21 protein-coding genes are annotated in these 17848 nt (G+C 70.7%); 12 read left to right on the forward strand and 9 right to left on the reverse strand.

What is annotated here, in order from left to right; translation table 11 throughout:
* Nucleotides 1-218: 218 nt before the first annotated feature.
* Nucleotides 219-701 (reverse strand): CarD family transcriptional regulator, encoded by a 483-nt coding sequence (locus tag AC061S_RS37940; RefSeq protein ID WP_003953493.1) that lies wholly within the window; start codon nt 699-701, stop codon nt 219-221.
* A 612-nt stretch (nt 702-1313) separates the two neighbouring features.
* Here AC061S_RS37940 and AC061S_RS37945 point away from each other — a divergent pair.
* The gene (locus tag AC061S_RS37945) at nt 1314-1988 is read left to right on the forward strand and encodes a DUF461 domain-containing protein (RefSeq protein WP_478690424.1); all 675 of its coding nucleotides are present in this window, start codon (nt 1314-1316) and stop codon (nt 1986-1988) included.
* Nucleotides 1989-2194: 206 nt separating this feature from the next.
* Here the strand turns inward: AC061S_RS37945 and phoP are convergent, their stop codons facing one another.
* Nucleotides 2195-2866 (reverse strand): two-component system response regulator PhoP, encoded by a 672-nt coding sequence (phoP, locus tag AC061S_RS37950; protein ID WP_465270294.1) that lies wholly within the window; start codon nt 2864-2866, stop codon nt 2195-2197.
* 5 nt (nt 2867-2871) lie between these two features.
* Nucleotides 2872-4116, reverse strand: a complete 1245-nt coding sequence (gene phoR / locus AC061S_RS37955; RefSeq protein WP_478690425.1) for a two-component system sensor histidine kinase PhoR — start codon at nt 4114-4116, stop codon at nt 2872-2874.
* Between the two features lie 225 nt (nt 4117-4341).
* On the opposite strand from phoR, the gene phoU reads away from it, so the two are divergent.
* The 4 genes from phoU to AC061S_RS37975 all read left to right on the forward strand — a co-directional run bounded on the left by phoU (nt 4342) and on the right by AC061S_RS37975 (nt 6242).
* On the forward strand, nt 4342-5019 hold the full coding sequence (gene phoU / locus AC061S_RS37960; protein WP_030858619.1) for a phosphate signaling complex protein PhoU: 678 nt from the start codon (nt 4342-4344) through the stop codon (nt 5017-5019).
* 117 nt (nt 5020-5136) lie between these two features.
* Nucleotides 5137-5289, forward strand: a complete 153-nt coding sequence (locus AC061S_RS37965; RefSeq protein WP_243339483.1) for a hypothetical protein — start codon at nt 5137-5139, stop codon at nt 5287-5289.
* A 94-nt stretch (nt 5290-5383) separates the two neighbouring features.
* Nucleotides 5384-5710 carry a hypothetical protein gene (locus AC061S_RS37970; protein ID WP_478690426.1) on the forward strand — a complete coding sequence of 109 codons (327 nt, stop codon included), beginning with the start codon at nt 5384-5386 and terminating at the stop codon, nt 5708-5710.
* Nucleotides 5711-5939: 229 nt separating this feature from the next.
* On the forward strand, nt 5940-6242 hold the full coding sequence (locus tag AC061S_RS37975; protein WP_478690427.1) for a hypothetical protein: 303 nt from the start codon (nt 5940-5942) through the stop codon (nt 6240-6242).
* 83 nt (nt 6243-6325) lie between these two features.
* On the opposite strand, the gene AC061S_RS37980 is transcribed toward AC061S_RS37975, so the two are convergent.
* Entirely contained in the window at nt 6326-7087 is a 762-nt protein-coding gene (locus tag AC061S_RS37980) for a phosphoglyceromutase (RefSeq protein ID WP_403717052.1), read from the reverse strand.
* Between the two features lie 164 nt (nt 7088-7251).
* Between AC061S_RS37980 and AC061S_RS37985 the strand changes: the two genes are divergently transcribed.
* Nucleotides 7252-8535 carry an MDR family MFS transporter gene (locus AC061S_RS37985; protein ID WP_478690428.1) on the forward strand — a complete coding sequence of 428 codons (1284 nt, stop codon included), beginning with the start codon at nt 7252-7254 and terminating at the stop codon, nt 8533-8535.
* 27 nt (nt 8536-8562) lie between these two features.
* On the opposite strand, the gene AC061S_RS37990 is transcribed toward AC061S_RS37985, so the two are convergent.
* Together AC061S_RS37990 and mshA are read right to left on the reverse strand one after the other, a co-directional pair.
* A complete protein-coding gene (locus AC061S_RS37990; protein ID WP_478690429.1) occupies nt 8563-9075 on the reverse strand; it encodes a type III secretion system chaperone family protein in 513 nt (170 codons plus the stop codon).
* Nucleotides 9068-10456, reverse strand: coding sequence for a D-inositol-3-phosphate glycosyltransferase (mshA, locus tag AC061S_RS37995; protein WP_478690430.1), 1389 nt, complete (start codon nt 10454-10456; stop codon nt 9068-9070). The genes AC061S_RS37990 and mshA overlap by 8 nt, the downstream gene beginning before the upstream one ends.
* 163 nt (nt 10457-10619) lie before the next feature.
* Here mshA and AC061S_RS38000 point away from each other — a divergent pair, with 163 nt between their 5' ends.
* From AC061S_RS38000 to AC061S_RS38010, 3 genes are all read left to right on the forward strand, one after another.
* Entirely contained in the window at nt 10620-11429 is an 810-nt protein-coding gene (locus AC061S_RS38000; protein ID WP_478690431.1) for a class I SAM-dependent methyltransferase, read from the forward strand.
* 170 nt (nt 11430-11599) lie between these two features.
* Nucleotides 11600-12649, forward strand: a complete 1050-nt coding sequence (locus tag AC061S_RS38005) for a C40 family peptidase (protein ID WP_478690432.1) — start codon at nt 11600-11602, stop codon at nt 12647-12649.
* 261 nt (nt 12650-12910) lie between these two features.
* Nucleotides 12911-14155 (forward strand): PP2C family protein-serine/threonine phosphatase, encoded by a 1245-nt coding sequence (locus AC061S_RS38010; RefSeq protein WP_478690433.1) that lies wholly within the window; start codon nt 12911-12913, stop codon nt 14153-14155.
* Nucleotides 14156-14257: 102 nt separating this feature from the next.
* Here the strand turns inward: AC061S_RS38010 and AC061S_RS38015 are convergent, their stop codons facing one another.
* From AC061S_RS38015 to AC061S_RS38025, 3 genes are all read right to left on the reverse strand, one after another.
* Entirely contained in the window at nt 14258-14611 is a 354-nt protein-coding gene (locus AC061S_RS38015) for a DUF2516 family protein (protein WP_478690434.1), read from the reverse strand.
* Nucleotides 14612-14739: 128 nt separating this feature from the next.
* Nucleotides 14740-15327: a hypothetical protein gene (locus AC061S_RS38020; RefSeq protein ID WP_478690435.1), complete on the reverse strand. Its 588-nt coding sequence runs from the start codon at nt 15325-15327 to the stop codon at nt 14740-14742.
* A gap of 45 nt (nt 15328-15372) precedes the next feature.
* On the reverse strand, nt 15373-15807 hold the full coding sequence (locus tag AC061S_RS38025) for a helix-turn-helix domain-containing protein (protein WP_478690436.1): 435 nt from the start codon (nt 15805-15807) through the stop codon (nt 15373-15375).
* A 183-nt stretch (nt 15808-15990) separates the two neighbouring features.
* Between AC061S_RS38025 and AC061S_RS38030 the strand changes: the two genes are divergently transcribed.
* From AC061S_RS38030 to AC061S_RS38040, 3 genes are all read left to right on the forward strand, one after another.
* Nucleotides 15991-16179 carry a hypothetical protein gene (locus AC061S_RS38030; RefSeq protein WP_478690437.1) on the forward strand — a complete coding sequence of 63 codons (189 nt, stop codon included), beginning with the start codon at nt 15991-15993 and terminating at the stop codon, nt 16177-16179.
* 109 nt (nt 16180-16288) lie between these two features.
* A complete protein-coding gene (locus AC061S_RS38035; RefSeq protein WP_478690438.1) occupies nt 16289-16804 on the forward strand; it encodes an RNA polymerase sigma factor in 516 nt (171 codons plus the stop codon).
* 2 nt (nt 16805-16806) lie between these two features.
* Nucleotides 16807-17499: a hypothetical protein gene (locus AC061S_RS38040; RefSeq protein WP_478690439.1), complete on the forward strand. Its 693-nt coding sequence runs from the start codon at nt 16807-16809 to the stop codon at nt 17497-17499.
* The last annotated feature ends 349 nt before the right edge of the window (nt 17500-17848 follow it).

Here is a 17848-nt window from a genome sequence, read left to right on the forward strand (position 1 = left end):
CGGCCGACATGGGTATGGCCTGAAGGGTGCCGGGTGCGACGCCCTCGCCCCTTCCGTGACGACCGGTCGAGTCGGCTGCCCGGACCCGGCACGCCAGTGAGTGCAGGCAGTAGCGATACAGGCATGGGTCCAGACATGCCGCAGCGCCCGGCAACAAGTCACCTTGTCATCGGGCACCGCGGCACAACTGTGTACGACAGAGCGTACGAATGATCGCGTCAGGACGCGAGCACTTCGTCGAGGAGGGCCTCGGCCTTGTCCTCGTTGGTGTTTTCGGCGAGCGCGAGCTCGCTCACCAGGATCTGGCGCGCCTTCGCGAGCATGCGCTTCTCGCCCGCGGAAAGCCCGCGCTCACGCTCACGACGCCACAGGTCACGCACAACTTCGGCGACCTTGATGACATCGCCAGAAGCGAGCTTTTCCAGATTTGCCTTGTAGCGCCGGGACCAGTTCGTCGGCTCTTCTGCGTACGGTGCGCGAAGCACCTCGAAGACCCGGTCCAGCCCGTCCTGGCCGACTACGTCGCGAACGCCGACGAACTCCGCATTGTCCGCAGGCACACGAACGGTCAGGTCGCCCTGAGCGACCTTGAGCACCAAGTAGGTCTTGTCCACGCCTTTGATCTGGCGAGTTTCGATAGCCTCGATCAGCGCGGCCCCGTGATGGGGATAGACCACGGTGTCGCCAACCTTGAACGTCATGTGACAGGTACCCCTTCCGTGGCTATCCAGGGTAACACGAGAATCGACCGTTATGAATGGCGTTTTCGCAGGTCAGGGCCCATCTCAGGGCTTGACAACAGCGACAGGAACGTGCTGCGGGAGGCTTCCGGAAGGGGGTCTTCGCAGGTCGGAGGCGCTGTGCGGACCAGGCGAAACGGCTACGTTACACCTGCCCGGGAGCCCCGACGATGTGTCGTACGTCCCGTTTTGACGGTTTCCAGTGCGGGAAACCGAACTACTCCGTTCGACTGGCGGCCACCCGTACGGGGTCCGTTCCGGCCCAATCCGGAATTGATCACCCGGCGGTGTTCGATGAAATCCGGAAATTGATCACCGGAGCCGCGCCGGCCTTTGCGCGCGGGTCTTTTGCGAATGAAAGATCACCCGGCCCCGGCGGGACCGCGGCGGGAGCCGCAGGTGCGGGGGCCGAACCCCGTGGAGGGCCCGGTCCCACACTGCGGAGGGTCGGGTGCGGGGGCAGGGCGGCGGCTCGGTAACCTAAGCGCGCTGACACATCCTTAGAGCGGCTTTACTTCGCCGCTCCGAGGCGTCCACCCTTCCGTTCCGTACGTCCAAGGAGTTGCCTCCCCCGTGAGCCGCAGCCTTCGACGCGGCGCCCTCGCCGCCACCGCCGTCGCGTTCTCGATCGTCTCGCTGGGCGCCTGCGCCGCGGGCAGCGACGCGCCGACTCTCCAGGTCAAGCCGGACAATGCCGCCACCACCAAGGGCGACATCAAGATCCAGAACGCTCTGGTGATCACCCAGGAGAAGGACAAGAAGGGCCCGGCCGCGGTCTCCGCGACGGTGTTCAACACCGGCACCAAGGAGCAGACGCTCGACGCCATCACCCTTCCGGGCGGCAAGGCCATCGTGACGCTGAAGCCCGCGGGCAGCGGCTCCAAGGTGGTCATCCCGGCCGGCGGCTCCGTCGTCCTGGGCGGCAAGGGCAACGCCTCCGCCGCGATCGCGGGCGGGGACTCCATCGTGGACGGCAACGTCCAGAAGATCGTCTTCCAGCTGAGCACCACGGGCGACGTCGAGCTGGAAGGCTTCGTCGTCCCGGCCACCGGCATGTACGCGGGCTACGGCGCGACCGCAGCCGCGGCCGTCCCGGGCGCCACCCCGTCCGGCAGCCCCTCGAGCTCCCCCTCCGGCTCCCCCTCGGGTTCGCCGTCCGGCTCCCCCTCGGGCTCGCACGCGGGCAGCCCGTCGGGTTCCCCGTCCGGGTCCGCGTCCACCGGCACCGGCACCGGCACCGGCCACTGAGGCACGCGGCACCGTACTCAACGGGAACGGCCCCCGTCCGCTCGATGCGGACGGGGGCCGTTCCTGTGCGTGCGTCTACGGCTTACGGCTCGAGCCCCTCCCACACGCGCCCCTCGCACCGCTCGGCCCCAGGGGGCCTCCCGGGCTTCGGGACGCTGCGCCGGCCTCCGACCGGCGACGGGCCGGACGGACCCGCCGTCTACGGCTTACGGCTCGAACTTGTAGCCGAGGCCGCGGACCGTGACCAGGTAGCGGGGTGCGCCCGGGTCCGGCTCGATCTTGGCGCGCAGGCGCTTCACGTGGACGTCGAGGGTCTTGGTGTCGCCGACGTAGTCGGCGCCCCAGACCCGGTCGATGAGCTGCATGCGGGTCAGTACGCGGCCCGCGTTGCGCAGCAGCATCTCCAGCAGGTCGAACTCCTTCAGGGGGAGGTCCACCTTGCCTCCGGCGACGGTGACCACGTGGCGGTCGACGTCCATCCGGACGGGGCCCGCCTCCAGGGCGGCCGGGGTGACCTCTTCCGGCTCGCCGCGGCGGCGCAGGACCGCGCGGATGCGGGCGACCAGCTCCCGCGAGGAGAAGGGCTTGGTGACGTAGTCATCGGCTCCTATCTCCAGCCCGACAACCTTGTCGATCTCGCTGTCCTTGGCGGTCACCATGATCACGGGGACGTTGGAGCGGCCGCGGAGCTGCCGGCAGACCTCCGTGCCCGGCAGGCCGGGGAGCATCAGGTCGAGGAGGACGAGGTCGGCGCCGTTGCGCTCGAACTCGTCGAGCCCGTCGGGCCCGGTCGCGGCGATGGCGACCTCGAAGCCCTCCTTGCGGAGCATGTAGGACAGGGCGTCGCTGAAGGATTCCTCATCCTCGACGACGAGCACTCGGGTCACGGAAGGACCTCCGGGGCAGGGATGGCTGGTGCGGTGTGAGGTTCGAGCAGGGGGTTGGCGGGTGCGGAGGCCGTCGCCGGGGCCGGCGCGGCCGCTTCGGGGAGTCGCAGGGTGAACGTGGAACCCTGGCCCTCCGAGCTCCATACCGACACCTCCCCGCCGTGCGAAGCCGCTACGTGCTTCACGATCGCAAGGCCCAGGCCGGTTCCTCCCGTGGCACGGGAGCGGGCCGGGTCCACACGGTAGAAGCGTTCGAAGATGCGCTCGCGGTCCTTTTCCGGGATGCCGATGCCCTGGTCGGTCACGGCTATCTCGATCAAGTCTCCACCCGGCGCGGTGACCCGGCGCGCGGCGATACCGACGCGGGTGCGGGCGGGGCTGTAGTTGACGGCGTTCTCGACCAGGTTGCCGAGGGCGGCCGCCAGCTGCCCCCGGTTCCCCCATACCCGCAGGTCGGCGGTGCCGCCGGCGGCCATGGTGATCTGCTTCGCGGACGCCGTGTGGCGGCACCGGTCTATGGCCTCGGCCACGAGGGTGTCCACGCGGACGGGCTCGGCGTCCTCCAGGGGGTCGTCGTTCTGTACCCGGGAGAGGTCGATGAGTTCTTGTACGAGGTTGATCAGGCGGGTTGCCTCGATCTGCATGCGGCCGGCGAACCGGTGCACCGCCTCGGGGTCGTCCGAGGCGTCCATGACGGCCTCTGAGAGCAGGGAGATCGCGCCGACCGGGGTCTTGAGCTCGTGCGACACGTTCGCGACGAAGTCGCGGCGTACGGCCTCGATGCGGCGGGCCTCGGTGAGGTCCTCCACGAGGAGGAGCACCAGGCGGGAGCCGAGCGGGGCGACGCGCGCCGAGACGGCGAGCGCCTCGCCGCGGCCGGTGCCGCGCCGGGGCAGGTCGAGCTCGACCTGGCGTATCTCCCCGTCGCGCCGGGTGTCGCGGGCCATGTGGAGCATGGGCTCGACGGCCAGCTTGCCGCCGCGGACCAGGCCGAGGGCATATGCCGCCGAGCTGGCCTTGACCACCGCGTCCCCCTCGTCGAGTACGACGGCGGAGGAGCGGAGCACGGAGAGGACGGTGTCCACTCCCGGTGGGAGCACCGCGTTGATGTCGGGGCGCATGGAGCTCCGGGTGGGGCGGGCTTGGTCGCGCTCGCTCCAGCGGAACGCCAGCATCGCGATCACACCGGTGCAAAGACCGGCGATCGCTGCAGCTGCGGCGACCGCCGCGTTCACGTCCATGACTCCAGGTTAAGCAGGCGGGGGGACACTTCCACAGCCGTTCGGGTGGCACCTCGAACAGTCGTCGCCCAGAGTTCACCCTGACGACCGTGCTGATTCACTTGTGGTGCCGGAGTCGGTCGCGTTCGGGGTTCACCGTGGCAACGTGGGGCCGATGGCCGCACCGGCCCGCGCCCCGGGCAGTACTCGCAGTAGGCAGTAGTAGGTCGAGAGAGGGACACGAGAATGCGTGACGCGTACCACGAGGAACTGGACTCGATCGGTGAAGGCCTGGTCGAGATGGCCCGGCTGGTCGGCTCCGCCATCGGGCGGGCCACGACCTCCATGCTCGACGCCGACCTGAAGCTCGCCGAGAGCGTCATCGCCGCCGACCAGAAGGTCGACGACCTCCAGCACGACCTGGAGGCCCGTGCCATCGCGCTGCTCGCGCGCCAGCAGCCGGTCGCCACCGACCTGCGCATCGTCGTCACCTCGCTGCGCATGAGCGCCGACCTGGAGCGCTCCGGCGACCTGGCGCAGCACGTGGCCAAGCTCGCGCGGCTGCGCTTCCCGGACACGGCGGTCCCGCGCGACCTGCACGCGACCATCCTGGAGATGGGGCAGCTCGCGCAGCGGCTGATGGCGAAGGCGGCCGAGGTCATCATCACGAAGGACGTCGACCTGGCGCTCCAGCTGGAGCAGGACGACGACGAGATGGACCAGCTGCACCGCACGCTGTTCCAGCACCTGATGGACGACCGCTGGAAGCACGGCATCGAGACGGCGGTCGACGTGACGCTGCTGGGCCGCTACTACGAGCGCTTCGCGGACCACGCGGTGTCGGTCGCCAAGCGCGTGGTCTACCTGGTGACGGGCGAGCACGCGGACGAGCTCCAGGCCCCCACGCAGGTCGAGGGCGTCTGAGCCGATCCGGAGGGCCGGCGGGGGCTGGATCAACAACGAGCCCCCAATGCGCCGTTGACGCGGGGGCCCGGCTGGGCATGAATGAGGGCGAAGGCACAACGCCTACGAGGAGGATCCATGCCCGATTCCCCCGTCCCCATCACCCCGGAGCAGGAAGCGCAGCCCCCGGAGGGCCTGCGCCTGCGGTTGCCCCTGCTCGCGGCCTGCGGCTGCGGCTCGGGCTGCGGCTGCGGCTGCCAGTCCGGAGCCCCCTGCCAGTGCGGCGGCTGAGGCCGCCCGCCTGGTCACCCGTACGCGAAGGGCCCCGTCCGACACCCCGTCGGCCGGGGCCCTTCGCACCGGTACCTACGAGGAGGAGGAGGCCGTGCGCTCCGGTCGTCCCAGCAAGGAGCAGGTGCGGCGCAACTTCGACAGCGTCCTGACGGACGTGCTGTCGGGGCGCGGAGTGCGCACCGAGACGGGGCTGGACACCCAGACGGAGAACGCCCTGTGGGCCATCGCACGCGCCCGCCCGAACGCTCCGGACGCGCTCGTGGCCGCGGCGTACCGCGCCTTCGCAGGCCAGATCGACGGCAGCAACGCGGAGGCGCGGCGCGCGGACATGGCCCGCAGGATCGCCGAGCGCGCGACCCGGCCCCGCCCGCCGGGAGCCCCGGCGGACCGGGGGCCGCTCCCCCGCCCCGCGCCGTGACCTGCGCCGGGGGCGGAAGTCACCGCTTCAGCGCGCGGTAGCGCTTGAGGAGCACCGTGATCTTCACGTGGCGGCCGCGCCGTTGAGCTCGGTGAGCAGATCCGCGACGCTCCCGCACCGTCCTGCGTCCGAATGCCTGCTCCGAGGTGCCCGGCCCTCCCTGCCTGCTTAGCGTCGTCATGTCGTGCCGCACAGCCCGCGGCACCCGAGGTGACTGGGAGAAACCGCCGTGGCAATCGCGATGAACCTTGCATGGCCCGAGCTCACACCCGAGTTGTACGACGCCGCCCGCGCCCGAGTGGGCTGGGAGGAGGACGTTCCGGCCGGGTTGGTGCTGCACACCTGCTGGTTCGCCGACGACGGCTTCCACGCGCACGACATCTGGGAGTCCGAGGACCACTTCACCCGGTTCATCGCCGACCGGATCACACCCGTGCTCAAGGGTGAACTGGGCGCCCAGGGCGACCCCCAGGTGGCCATCTCCCCCCTGCACAGGCGCTTCGTCGTCCCCGGCGTCACCGGCGGCGCCTGAGCCCGGTTACCCGTGGCAGGTTCAGCCGCACGAATGCCCCCGATCCGCGCGGCGTGCGCGGGTCGGGGGCACGGTCACTCGTACTACTTCTTCTTGCCCTGGTTCTTGACGGCCTCGATGGCGGCCGCGGCGGCGTCCGGGTCGAGGTAGGTGCCGCCCGGGTTGAGGGGCTTGAAGTCGGCGTCCAGCTCGTAGGAGAGCGGGATGCCGGTCGGGATGTTCAGGCCCGCGATGTCGGCGTCGGAGACCCCGTCGAGGTGCTTGACCAGCGCGCGCAGGGAGTTGCCGTGCGCGGCGACCAGGACGGTGTGGCCGTCCAGCAGGTCCGGGACGATCGAGTCGTACCAGTACGGGAGCATGCGGACGACGACGTCCTTGAGGCACTCGGTACGCGGGCGCAGCTCCGGCGGGATGGAGGCGTAGCGCGGGTCCCCGGACTGCGAGAACTCCGTACCGTCTTCGAGAGCCGGCGGCGGGGTGTCGTACGAGCGGCGCCACAGCATGAACTGCTCCTCGCCGAACTCGGCGAGGGTCTGGGCCTTGTCCTTGCCCTGGAGGGCGCCGTAGTGGCGCTCGTTCAGGCGCCAGGAGCGGTGGACCGGGATCCAGTGGCGGTCGGCGGCCTCCAGCGCCATCTGCGCGGTGCGGATCGCGCGCTTCTGGAGGGACGTGTGGACCACGTCGGGGAGAAGTCCGGCGTCCTTCAGGAGTTCGCCACCGCGGACTGCCTCCTTCTCGCCCTTCTCGTTGAGATTGACGTCCACCCAGCCGGTGAACAGGTTCTTCGCGTTCCATTCGCTCTCGCCGTGGCGGAGGAGGATCAGCTTGTACGGTGCGTCGGCCATGCGTACGAGCCTAATGGACGCACCCGTCCCCCCGCGCGCGGTGTGTACGGCATGTGGGACGGTCCCCCGATTGACGGCAGCCGTCAATCCAGTGGCTCCGGAGGGCCCGGGTCCGTAGGGTCCGATCGAGTAGAGGGACGCTTACATCTCCGGGGGGATTCCGTATGTCCGTTGCCAGTGTGAGACGGGCCGCCCGCGAGAGCGTGGCGGGTCTGCCCCGGGAGTTCTGGTGGCTCTGGACGAGCACGCTGGTCAACAGGCTCGGGGCCTTCGTCGCCACATTCATGACCTTGTACCTGACCTTGGAGCGGGGCTATTCGGCCTCCTTCGTGGGACTTGTGGTGGCCCTGCACGGGCTCGGCGGTGTGGTGTCCTCGCTCGTCGCCGGGGTGCTCACGGACCGGCTGGGCCGGCGGCCCACGCTGATGGTGGCGCAGGCGTCGACCGCGTTCTCGGTGGCGCTGCTCGGGTTCATGGAGCACCCGGCGGCGATCGCGGCGGTGGCGCTGCTGGTCGGCATGACCTCCAACGCCTCGCGGCCGGCGGTGCAGGCGATGATGGCGGACATCGTCCGCCCGGAGGACCGGGTACGGGCCTTCGCGCTGAACTACTGGGCCATCAACCTCGGCTTCGCCGTCAGCGCGACCGTGGCGGGCTTCGTCGCGGAGTACAGCTACCTGGCCGGGTTCCTCGGCGAGGCGGCCCTGACGCTGGTCTGCGCGGTGCTCGTCTACCTCAAGCTGCCGGAGTCCCGGCCGGAGAAGACGGAGGCGGAGAAGGCGGCCGCCGAGCCGGAGGTCGGCCTGGGGACGGTGCTGCGGGACGGGCGGTTCATGGGTGTGGTCGGGCTGTCGTTCCTGATCTCGCTGATCTTCATGCAGGGCTCGTTCGGGCTGCCGCTCGCGATGGGCGCGGCCGGGTTCTCCACCGCCGACTACGGGCTCGTCATCGGGGTCAACGGCGTGCTGATCGTGCTGCTGCAGATCCCGGTCACCCGGTTCATCGAGCACCGCGATCCGCAGAAGCTGCTGGTGATCTCGGCGCTGCTGGCCGGGTACGGGTTCGGGCTGACGGCCTTCGGCGGCGCGGTGTGGAGCCTGGCGCTGACCGTCTGCGTGTGGACGCTGGCCGAGATCATCAACTCGCCGACCCAGATGGGCCTGGTCGCGCGGCTCTCCCCGGTCCACGGGCGCGGCCGCTACCAGGGCATGTACACGATGTCCTGGGCGGTGGCCTCGCTGATCGCGCCGCTGATGGCGGGCTTCTCGATCGAGTACTTCGGCGCGGCGTGGCTGTGGGGCGCGACGGCGGTCCTGGGCACGGTGGCGGCGGCGGGCTACTGGCTGCTGATGCGGGGGCTTCCGCAGGACGTGGCGAGCCCGGTGGAGGCGGTCGTGGAGGTCACCGCTCCGGCGAAGGCGACGGATCCGGTGGCTCCGGCGGCCTGACCCGCCTACTCCGGCGGCGTGACCCGCCTACTCCGGCTTCGCCGCCGCCCCCGACGGCTGCGTCAGGTGCTTGAAGGCGTCCAGGTTGCGCGTGGACTCGCCCCGCGAGACCCGCCACTCGTACTCCCGCCGGATCGCGCCCGCGAAACCCAGCTCCAGCAGGGTGTTGAACGCCCCGTCGGCCGCCTCCAGGACCGTGCCGAGCAGCCGGTCCAGATCGTCGGGGGTGATCACCGACAGGGGGAGGCGGGCCGTCAGGTAGACGTCGCCGAGCGCGTCGACCGCGTAGGCCATGCCGTAGAGCTTGAGGTTGCGCTCCAGCAGCCACCGGTGGACTCCGGCCTCGTTCTCGTCCGGGTGGCGGATCACGAAGGCGTTGACCGACAGGGAGTGCTTCCCGGCCTTGAGCGAGCAGGTGGTGCTCAGCTTGCGGGTGCCGGGGAGCTGGACCACGTACGAGCCCGGATCCGGGCTCTCCCAGCTCAGTTCCGCGCCGGTCAGCGTCGTTTCGATGATCGCGCAGATGTCAGCGTCAGCCATGGTGGGAGCGTACGTGACGGCGGTGATCGTGCATGGCTCCCGTGTACACGTCGGCCGTGCCGCTCGCGGCGGTGTCCCAGCCGAAGAACTGCGCGTGCCGCGCGGCCGCCGCGCCCATCCGGTCCGAGAGCCCCGGCTCGTCCACGAAGCGCCGTAGCTCGCGGGCGTAGTCGACCGGATCGTGGCCGGGTACGAGGATGCCCGTCACCCCGTCGTTGACGGCGACCGGGAGCCCGCCGACCTCGGCGGCCAGCACCGGCGTGCCGGTGGCCTGCGCCTCTATGGCGACCAGCCCGAAGGACTCGCTGTACGAGGGCATGACCAGGACGGACGCCGCCCGGAACCAGTCCGCGAGCGCGTCCTGCGCCACCGGCGGATGGAAGTGCACGAGGTCCGCGATGCCGAGCTTCGCGGCGAGCTTCTGCAGCCCCTCCGGCTTCGCGAGCCCGCTGCCGCTCGGCCCGCCGACGACGGGCACGAACAGCCGGCCGCGCAGCGCCGGCTCCCGGTCCACCAGCTCGGCTACCGCACGCAGCAGGATGTCGGGGGCCTTGAGCGGCTGGATGCGGCCGGCGAAGAGCGGGATGACGGCGTCCTGCGGCAGCCCGAGGCGGGCGCGGGCGGCGGCGCGGCCGTCGGCGACGGTGAAGCGGTCGAGGTTCACGCCGGGGTGGACGACGGCGACCTTGCCGGGGTCGGCCGCGTAGTGACGGACCAGCTCGTCGGCTTCCTCGGCGGTGTTCGCGATGAGCCGGTCGGCGGCGTCGACGATCTGCGTCTCGCCGATGACGCGGGCGGCGGGCTCGGGGGTGTCGCCCTCGGCGAGCGCCGCGTTCTTGACCTTGGCCATGGTGTGCATCGCGTGCACGAGCGGGACGCCCCAGCGCTCGGCGGCGAGCCAGCCGACGTGGCCGGAGAGCCAGTAATGGGAGTGGACCAGGTCGTAGTAGCCGGGGCGGTGGCCGGCCCAGGCCTGCATGACGCCGTGGGTGAAGGCGCACAGCTGGGCCGGCAGCTCCTCCTTGGCGAGGCCCTCGTACGGGCCCGCGTCCACGTGCCGTACGAGGACTCCGGGCGCGAGCTCGACCACGGGAGGCAGGCCGCCGGTGGTGGCCCGGGTGAAGATCTCGACCTCGATGTTGATCGCGGCGAGGCGCCGGGCCAGCTCGACGATGTAGACGTTCATGCCGCCGGCGTCGCCGGTGCCGGGCTGGTGCAGCGGTGAGGTGTGCACGCTGAGCATCGCGACGCGGCGCGGCTTGCGGTGGCCGCCGACGGCGGCGGGCAGGCGCAGGCGCGGCGGCTCGTGGCGGGTGCCGGAACGGGCCGCGGCGAACCGGCCGCCGATGCTGCCGCCGATGCGGGACACGTACTGGCTCAAGGGAGCAGTTCCTCTCGCTCGGACGGCATGACACCGAGAGCGCTGTCGGCGCTCTTCTAGGAGTGCAACCCGGACGGCCGTGTCCCGCATTCCGGGGCGGGCGGTTTTCCTGCTGCCGCGCCGGATTTTTATCGCGCGGGAGCGCTCCGCTTACTCTCTGCACATGACCTCCCGCTCCACCCCTCCCCCTCGTCGCCCCGTCGGCACGGTGACCCGCGGGACGACGAACCCGAACCGCCTGCGCCGCATGGACCGCTGGATCGCGGCGACGCACGGAGCGGCGTTGCGGCGCGCGGACGCCCCGGTCGCGGTGGACCTCGGCTACGGGGCCGCGCCCTGGACCGCGGTGGAGCTGCTGGCCCGGCTGCGGGAGGCGGCTCCGCGGGTGCGGGTGGTGGGCATCGAGATCGAACCGGCCCGGGTGGCGGGCGCGAAGCCGTACGAGCGGGAGGGTCTGAGCTTCCGGCACGGCGGCTTCGAGGTGCCGCTGGAGGGCGGGGTGCGGCCGGCTCTGATCCGGGCGGCGAACGTGCTGCGCCAGTACGACGAGGAGCAGGTCGAGGCGGTGTGGGAGCGGTTGTGTGCCCGGCTCGCTCCCGACGGGCTGCTGGTGGAGGGGACCTGCGACGAGATCGGGCGGCGGCACGTATGGGTCGCGCTGGGTCCCGAAGGGGCGCGCACGGTGACCTTCGCCACCCGGCTGGGCTCCCTGGAGCGCCCCTCGGACCTGGCGGAGCGGCTGCCGAAGGCCCTGATCCACCGGAACGTGCCGGGCGAACCGGTGCACGCGTTCCTGCGCGACTTCGACCGGGCGTGGGCGGCGGCGGCTCCGTACGCCTCCTACGGGGCGCGGCAGCGCTGGATCCGGACGGCGCGGGCGCTGTCCGGGGACTGGCCGCTGGCGGACGGTCCGGTGCGGTGGCGCCAGGGGGAACTCACGGTGCGGTGGGATGCGTTGAGGCCTTCGGGGTGACGGGGGCCGATGTGGTCGGCGTGGCCAGGGGGGCCGCGGGGGCGATCGGGACCCATAGGGACTCATCGGGTGGATATCCACAAGGGTGTTGGAATTCACCGACTCGTGGCACCATCCCGAAGGCAATGACAAGTTACTGACGATTAGTCAATCCTGTGTCTGGGGGGACCATGAGGAAACGACGACGGGGTTCGATCGCCCTCACACTGCTCTGCGCGATGGCGCTGCTGTCCGCGCCGGGCGCGCTGGCCGGCACCGCGTTCGCCGCACCGGAGCCCCAGCAGGGCAAGTCCCTGGAGCAGGTCCGCAAGGAGATCGAGGGCCTCTACCGCGAGGCCGGCACGGCCACGGACGCCTTCAACCTCGCGGAGAGCGAGACCAAGACGCAGTCCGACAAGATCGTGGAGATCGCCAACCTGGTCCTCGCGGGCCAGGACCGCATCACCGCCCTGAAGGGCCGCGCGGGCGCGGCCGCCCGCGCCCAGTACCGCTCGGGCGGGCTGCCGCCCGGCGCGCAGTTGGCCCTGAGCAACGACCCGGCCCAGTTCCTGGACGGCTCCGACCGGCTGCGCCAGGGCGAGAAGGCCGGCGCGGACCTGCTCTCCGAACTGAACCGGACCCAGAGCGACTTGCAGCAGTACGCGAGGGACGCGAGCGCGCACTGGGAGACCCTGGAGGCGAACCGGGTCAAGCAGGAGGCCGCGAAGAAGCAGGTCGAGGACAAGATCAAGGCGGCGGAGGACCTCGAAAGCAAGCTGGAGGCCGAGCAGAAGGCCCGGCTGCTGGAGCTCGAGGCGGAAGCGCAGCGCAAGGCGCAGACCGACTGGCTGTCCACGGGCGCGATGACCGGCTCGGCGGGCGCGGCGGCCACCGACGCGGGCAAGCGGGCCGTGCAGTTCGCGGCCGCCCAGATAGGGAAGCCGTACGTGTGGGGCGCGGAGGGGCCGGGTTCGTTCGACTGCTCCGGGCTGACCTCGCAGGCCTGGCTCGCGGCGGGCAAGAAGATCCCGCGCACCTCGCAGGAGCAGCTGCGGCTGCCGAAGGTCGCGGTCAAGGACATGCGGCCGGGCGACCTGATCATCTACTTCGACGACGCGAGCCACGTCGGGATGTACGTCGGGGACGGCGCGATGGTCCACGCCCCCCGCCCCGGCCGCAACGTCACCATGGCGGGCGCGGGGTCCATGCCGATCAAGGCCGTGGTCAGGCCGGACGCGTAGCGACGACCCGCTCACCGACAGGCAGCGCCGTCGGCGACGGCCCGCCCCGGGGACGTACGGCCCTCGGCGGCGGTGCGTCTCGGTGGGCGGGACGCCGTACCCCTCCGCCGTGACGTTGGTCATTCGCCGACGCGGACTTTCCCACCCGATAACGGCATATGCCGGAGCCCCGAGCCGGACCTGCCATTCCGCTTCCCTCGTCCCGCCGCTAGGGTCGCCGGACGAGCGAACCCCCGAGGGGGCGGGAAGGAACCGGAGACGATGCCCGTACCCGTACCGCGGCAGAGGGACATCCCGGGCACCGAGAGCGGCCCGGGCGGCACGTCATCGCTCACCCTGCTGGTGATCGAGGACGACCCCGCCGGCGGCCTCACCGTCCCCGAGATCCTCGACGCCGACGGCCACCGCATCCGGCTGCGCAGCGCCCGCAACCTCACGGAGGCGGCCCGGCTGCTCACCCCCGACGTGAACTGCGTCCTGCTCGACCTCGCGCTCCCGCACGGCGGAGCCGGCGGCGCGGGCGAAGCCGCCGATCCGTTCGGCGCCCTGCGCCAGGTGCTCCGCATCGCCCCGCGGCACGCCGTCCTGGTGCTCACCTCCGAGGAGGACGCGGAGCGCGCCGCGGAGGCCGTACGCGTGGGGGCCCAGGACTTCCTGTTCCGCGACGAGCTCGACGGGCGGCTGCTCAGCCGCGCCATCCGCTACGCGGTGGAGAGAAAACGGGCGGACATCGCCCAGTACAAGCTTGCAGAATCGAAACTGCGGGCCCAGGAGAACGCCCGCCTGGAGCGCGGGCTCCTCCCGCACCCGCTCCTGGAGGGCTCCGACCTCCGCTTCGCCGCCCGCTACCGCCCCGGCCGCAGCCGCGCGCTCCTCGGCGGGGACTTCTACGACACCGTCCGCACCCCCGACGGCACCGTCCACGCGATGATCGGGGACGTCTGCGGGCACGGCCCCGACGAGGCCGCCCTCGGCGTCGAGCTGCGCATCGCCTGGCGGGCGCTGACCCTGGCCGGCCTGTGTGGAGACGACCTGCTCGCCACCCTCCAGGAGGTCCTCGAAGTCGAGCGCCCCTGCGAGGAGATCTTCGCGACGCTGTGCACGGTGGACATCGCCCCGGACGGCCGGCGCGCGGGCCTGTGCCTGGCGGGCCACCCGGCGCCGCTGATCTCCCGGCCGGGCCGCCCCGCGCGGCTGCTCCCGTACGAGAACAGCGGCCCGGCGCTCGGCCTGCTGCCCCGGGCCCGCTGGCCGCGCCGCCAGGTGGAGCTGGGCGGCACGTGGAGCCTGATGCTCTACACCGACGGCCTGATCGAGGGCAAGATCGGGCGGGGCAAGGAGCGGCTGGGGCAGGACGGCATGGTCGAGATGATCAACCGGCACCTGGCCGACGGGCTGACCGGCGAAGGCCTGCTCGAAGCCTCCGTGACCGAAGCCCGCCGCCTCAACGGCGGGGAGCTGACGGACGACGTCGCCGTCGTCCTCCTCTCCCGCGCCGAAGGCTGATGGGCCGCGCGCGTCCGGGCGGACCAGGCCGCGCCTACCGCCCCACTGCCTACCGGCCCATCGCCTACCGGACTACCGGCCTATCGCCTACCGGTCTATCGCCTACCGTCCGCCGTTGTAGGGCCCGTACGGCCCGTCGCTGCTGCTGCCGCCGCCGCGTCGACCGCCATGGCCGCCGCCGGACACCTGCTTGAGGGCGGGGCGCACGTCGACGAAGAACACGATGGTGGCGATCAGTCCGGCGACCGTCAGGAACAGCATCTGCGGCAGGAAGAAGTCCACGACGACGGTGATGCCGAGGAGGACCAGCCAGAAGGTCTTGGTCTTCTTGTCGGCGGCCCGGTAGGCATCCTCCCGCGCCACCAGGGCGAGGACGAAGGCCACGACGGCGAGCACCAGCATGGCGAGCCCGATCAACGGGATCACGCCGTTGTCAAAACCGTTCATCAACTGCATCGCGTCGACCACCTTCTGGTACTCACGGGCCTGCTGCCGTCCACTCCACGCTACCGGCCCGAACCCCTTCACGAACTACAACGGGCCGGACACCTCACAGGTGCCCGGCCCGCCGCACTGCACGCAGCTCAGCTCTCGTCGCCCGACGGGGCAGCGGCCTTCTTGGCCGTGCTCTTGCGCGCGGTGGTCTTCCGGGCGGCGGGCTCCTCCTCGGCGGCGGCCTCGGCCACCGGGGCCGACTCCCGCTCCGGCGCGGTCTGCGCCTCCGGCTCGGGCTCCACGACGACGGCGATGTCGACGATCTCCTCGGAGACCTCCCCGCGCCATGCCCGTACGGTCTGCTCACCGTGCTCGGCGACCTTGTCGTAGGCCTCCTTGGCCTTGACCGCGTACTCGGCGGCCACGCCGACCCCGCGCAGCGCCAGGTCCTGGGCGGTCTCCCCGAGCTTCTTCGCGTCGATCGCGCCGAGCATCTCGGCGACCGTGGCGGTGACCGCCTCCTGCGCCTCCTTGGCCTTCCCCTTGGCCTTCTCCTGCACGGCCTTCGGGTCGGTGTTCTTCACGGCCTCGATGCGCGCGGGGGCCTCGGCGCGCAGCTGCTCAATCAGCCCGGGCACCTTCTTGGCCTGCTGCACGGCGAGGTCGGCGGTGCCGGCGGCGAAGTAGAGGGGCGTCGGGTCGGTGAGGGTCTTCTTCAGGTCATCGGCGATGGCCATGTGGTGGTCCTCCCGGATCACGGTCTCAGTTCGTGCTCTGCGTACTCAGTTCGTATGGCGCGTCTCGGCATCGCCGCTGCCGCCGTCGGCAGCGCCCCGCGCTCCCGCCCCGGCAGCCGCCCCGGCCTCGGCCTCGGCGGCGTTCTCCTTGCGGAAGGACTCGTAGATCTGGAGCAGCACCTGCTTCTGCTGCTCGCTGATCGACGGATCGGCGAGGATCACGGCCCTCGTCTCCACGTCGTCCCGGTCCCGCTCGTCCAGGATTCCGGCCTGCACGTACAGCGTCTCGGCGGAGATCCGCAGCGCCTTGGCGAGCTGCTGCAGGATGTCCGCGCTCGGCTTGCGCAGCCCGCGTTCGATCTGACTGAGGTACGGGTTCGACACCCCCGCCGCATCGGCCAGCTGCCGCAGCGAAAGCTGCGCCTGCCGCCGCTGCTCGCGCAGGTACTCGCCGAGATTCCCGACGTTGAGCGATGCCATGCCCCGATCCTGCCGCACCTTGCTAACTATTGCAAGCACCTGCTTGCAATAACTCCCACTCGGCCGGCGGCCACCTCACTGTGCCTGAGCACGCTAGTTGTCACCTGAGCAGGACAACTGTCACCGTGCGACCTGGCGGACTCCTGCGCGCTTGCGACTTTTCGAGATAGATGACATCGAGTCGTGCCGGCTGACACCGAGCACGTGCACAGCTGGCCAGCGACGGAGGCGATCCTCACCGGCTACCGCGTCGCGCTCGGGGTGCACGAGATCGACGAACCCTTCGACTTCTGGCCCGAAGAGCGATTCACTCAAGGGCTTCACGAGCGTCGCGGGACGTCCAGCTCCCTCGGCTGGGCCAGGCCGCTCTAGGCGCGGCTCTGGGCAGCAGGGCCGCCTCTGAAGAAAAGAGGGTGGGTGAAGCCTGAACGTTTGCCAATGGTTCTCCGTCATAGGAGCAGCAGAAGGGGGAGGCAAGGCATTGACACGGTGGAGAGCCCGGTTCAAGGAGCAAGACCCGCTCGATGCGGGGTTAGTGGGAAGAGTTCGCGCGATCCTGACGCTTGGAGGTGTTCCATCCGCAGACCTGGACGACGGTGTCCAGCAGGTGCGCCTCCGGCTGCTGGAGCGTGAGGCCGGCGGCCGTGAGGTGCCCCGGGACGTGGGGGCGTGGACGGCGGTCGTCGCATCCCACGTGGCGGTGGACTGGCACCGGTCCCGCCGGAGGCAGGGGCAGTTGAACGAGCGCCTCATCGCACAGAGGTCCGTGGAACAGCAAGGCGGCGAGGAGCCGAACACGCTGGCTTCGGCGGTGGCTGAGGGGTTGGAAAGCCTGCCTTCGATACAGCGTCAGCTACTGGCGTTGCGTTTCTACGCGGATCTTTCGGTGGGACAGATCGCCACTCATCTCGGCATCCCGGAGGGCACGGTCAAGAGCCGCCTGCACACGGCTGTGAGCAATCTGCGTCAGCGGCTCCAACAGAGTGAGGGGATCTGACGGTGAACAGGGACGAGACGTGGGGAATGGACGAAGTGGTCGTGCCCGACGATGATCCGCTGATGCTGGCCATCGAGGGTGGGCCAGCGCCGGCCGCGTCGGGGCAGGACCCCGATGCGGCCGAACGCTACGAGGCGGCACTCGCGGATGTGAGCCTGTTGCGGACGCAGTTGGCTCTGATCGCCGATGGCGCGGCGCTGTCGGCGAAATCGGGGTTGAGCATGGGTGAGGTAGCTGTCCGGCCTGGAAGGCGTCGCCCCCGGAGGAAGCTGACGCTGGTCCTGGTGGCGGTGACAGCAGTGGCGGCTGTGCTCGGCGGGTTGGGTCTCGCGAGGATCGCCGCGGGAGGGGATCACGCCGCGAAGCTCACGCCGACCGGCATCGTGTCCTGTGCCCGGGTGATCGCCGAAGGCACCGTAAGGGACGTCGAACCGTCCGGGGACAGTCAGCTACGCGTCGTGCTGAATGTGGAGCGGTACCTGAAGCCTCAAAACGGTGACCGGACGCTGAGTTACACCTTGGGTGCGGGCGACAGCGCTGTCCCAGCCGTCGGCGCGCGCGTGCTGGTCAGCATCTCCCGGTTCCCGGACGAGCCCGTGCAGCAGTACACGGGGGAGGACGCGACTCCTGCCTGGCAGTGGATGCAGGAGGCTCTGCCCCGCTCCGCGTCCGTTCCCTGCAAAGGCCGAGGCTGACAGGCTTCGGAGCCCGACCACCCGACCCGCCCCTGTTTGAACTCGTCGGCACCTTGCTGGTGGAGGCCCGACGTAGGTCCTAATGAGGCACCACGGGCAACGGGCTGGTTGGCGGCACCAAGGCACGTCCCTGATGCCGCCGTCCACATGAGTGGCGGGTCAGCTCCGGATTCCGCCAAGATTCAGTGAGCACGACTCTTCGATGAACTCCCCGACGCGGTAGCTGCTGAACTTGATTGGGTGATGTCGGGTTGATCGTGGTCAGTCGTCCATGATCAGACCGGTTCCTGCGAGGCATCCGTCGACGAGGTGTGGTCGGTACTGGATCTGCTTGAGGCTTCGCTTCACG

This window comes from Streptomyces sp. CA189 (assembly GCF_056428985.1).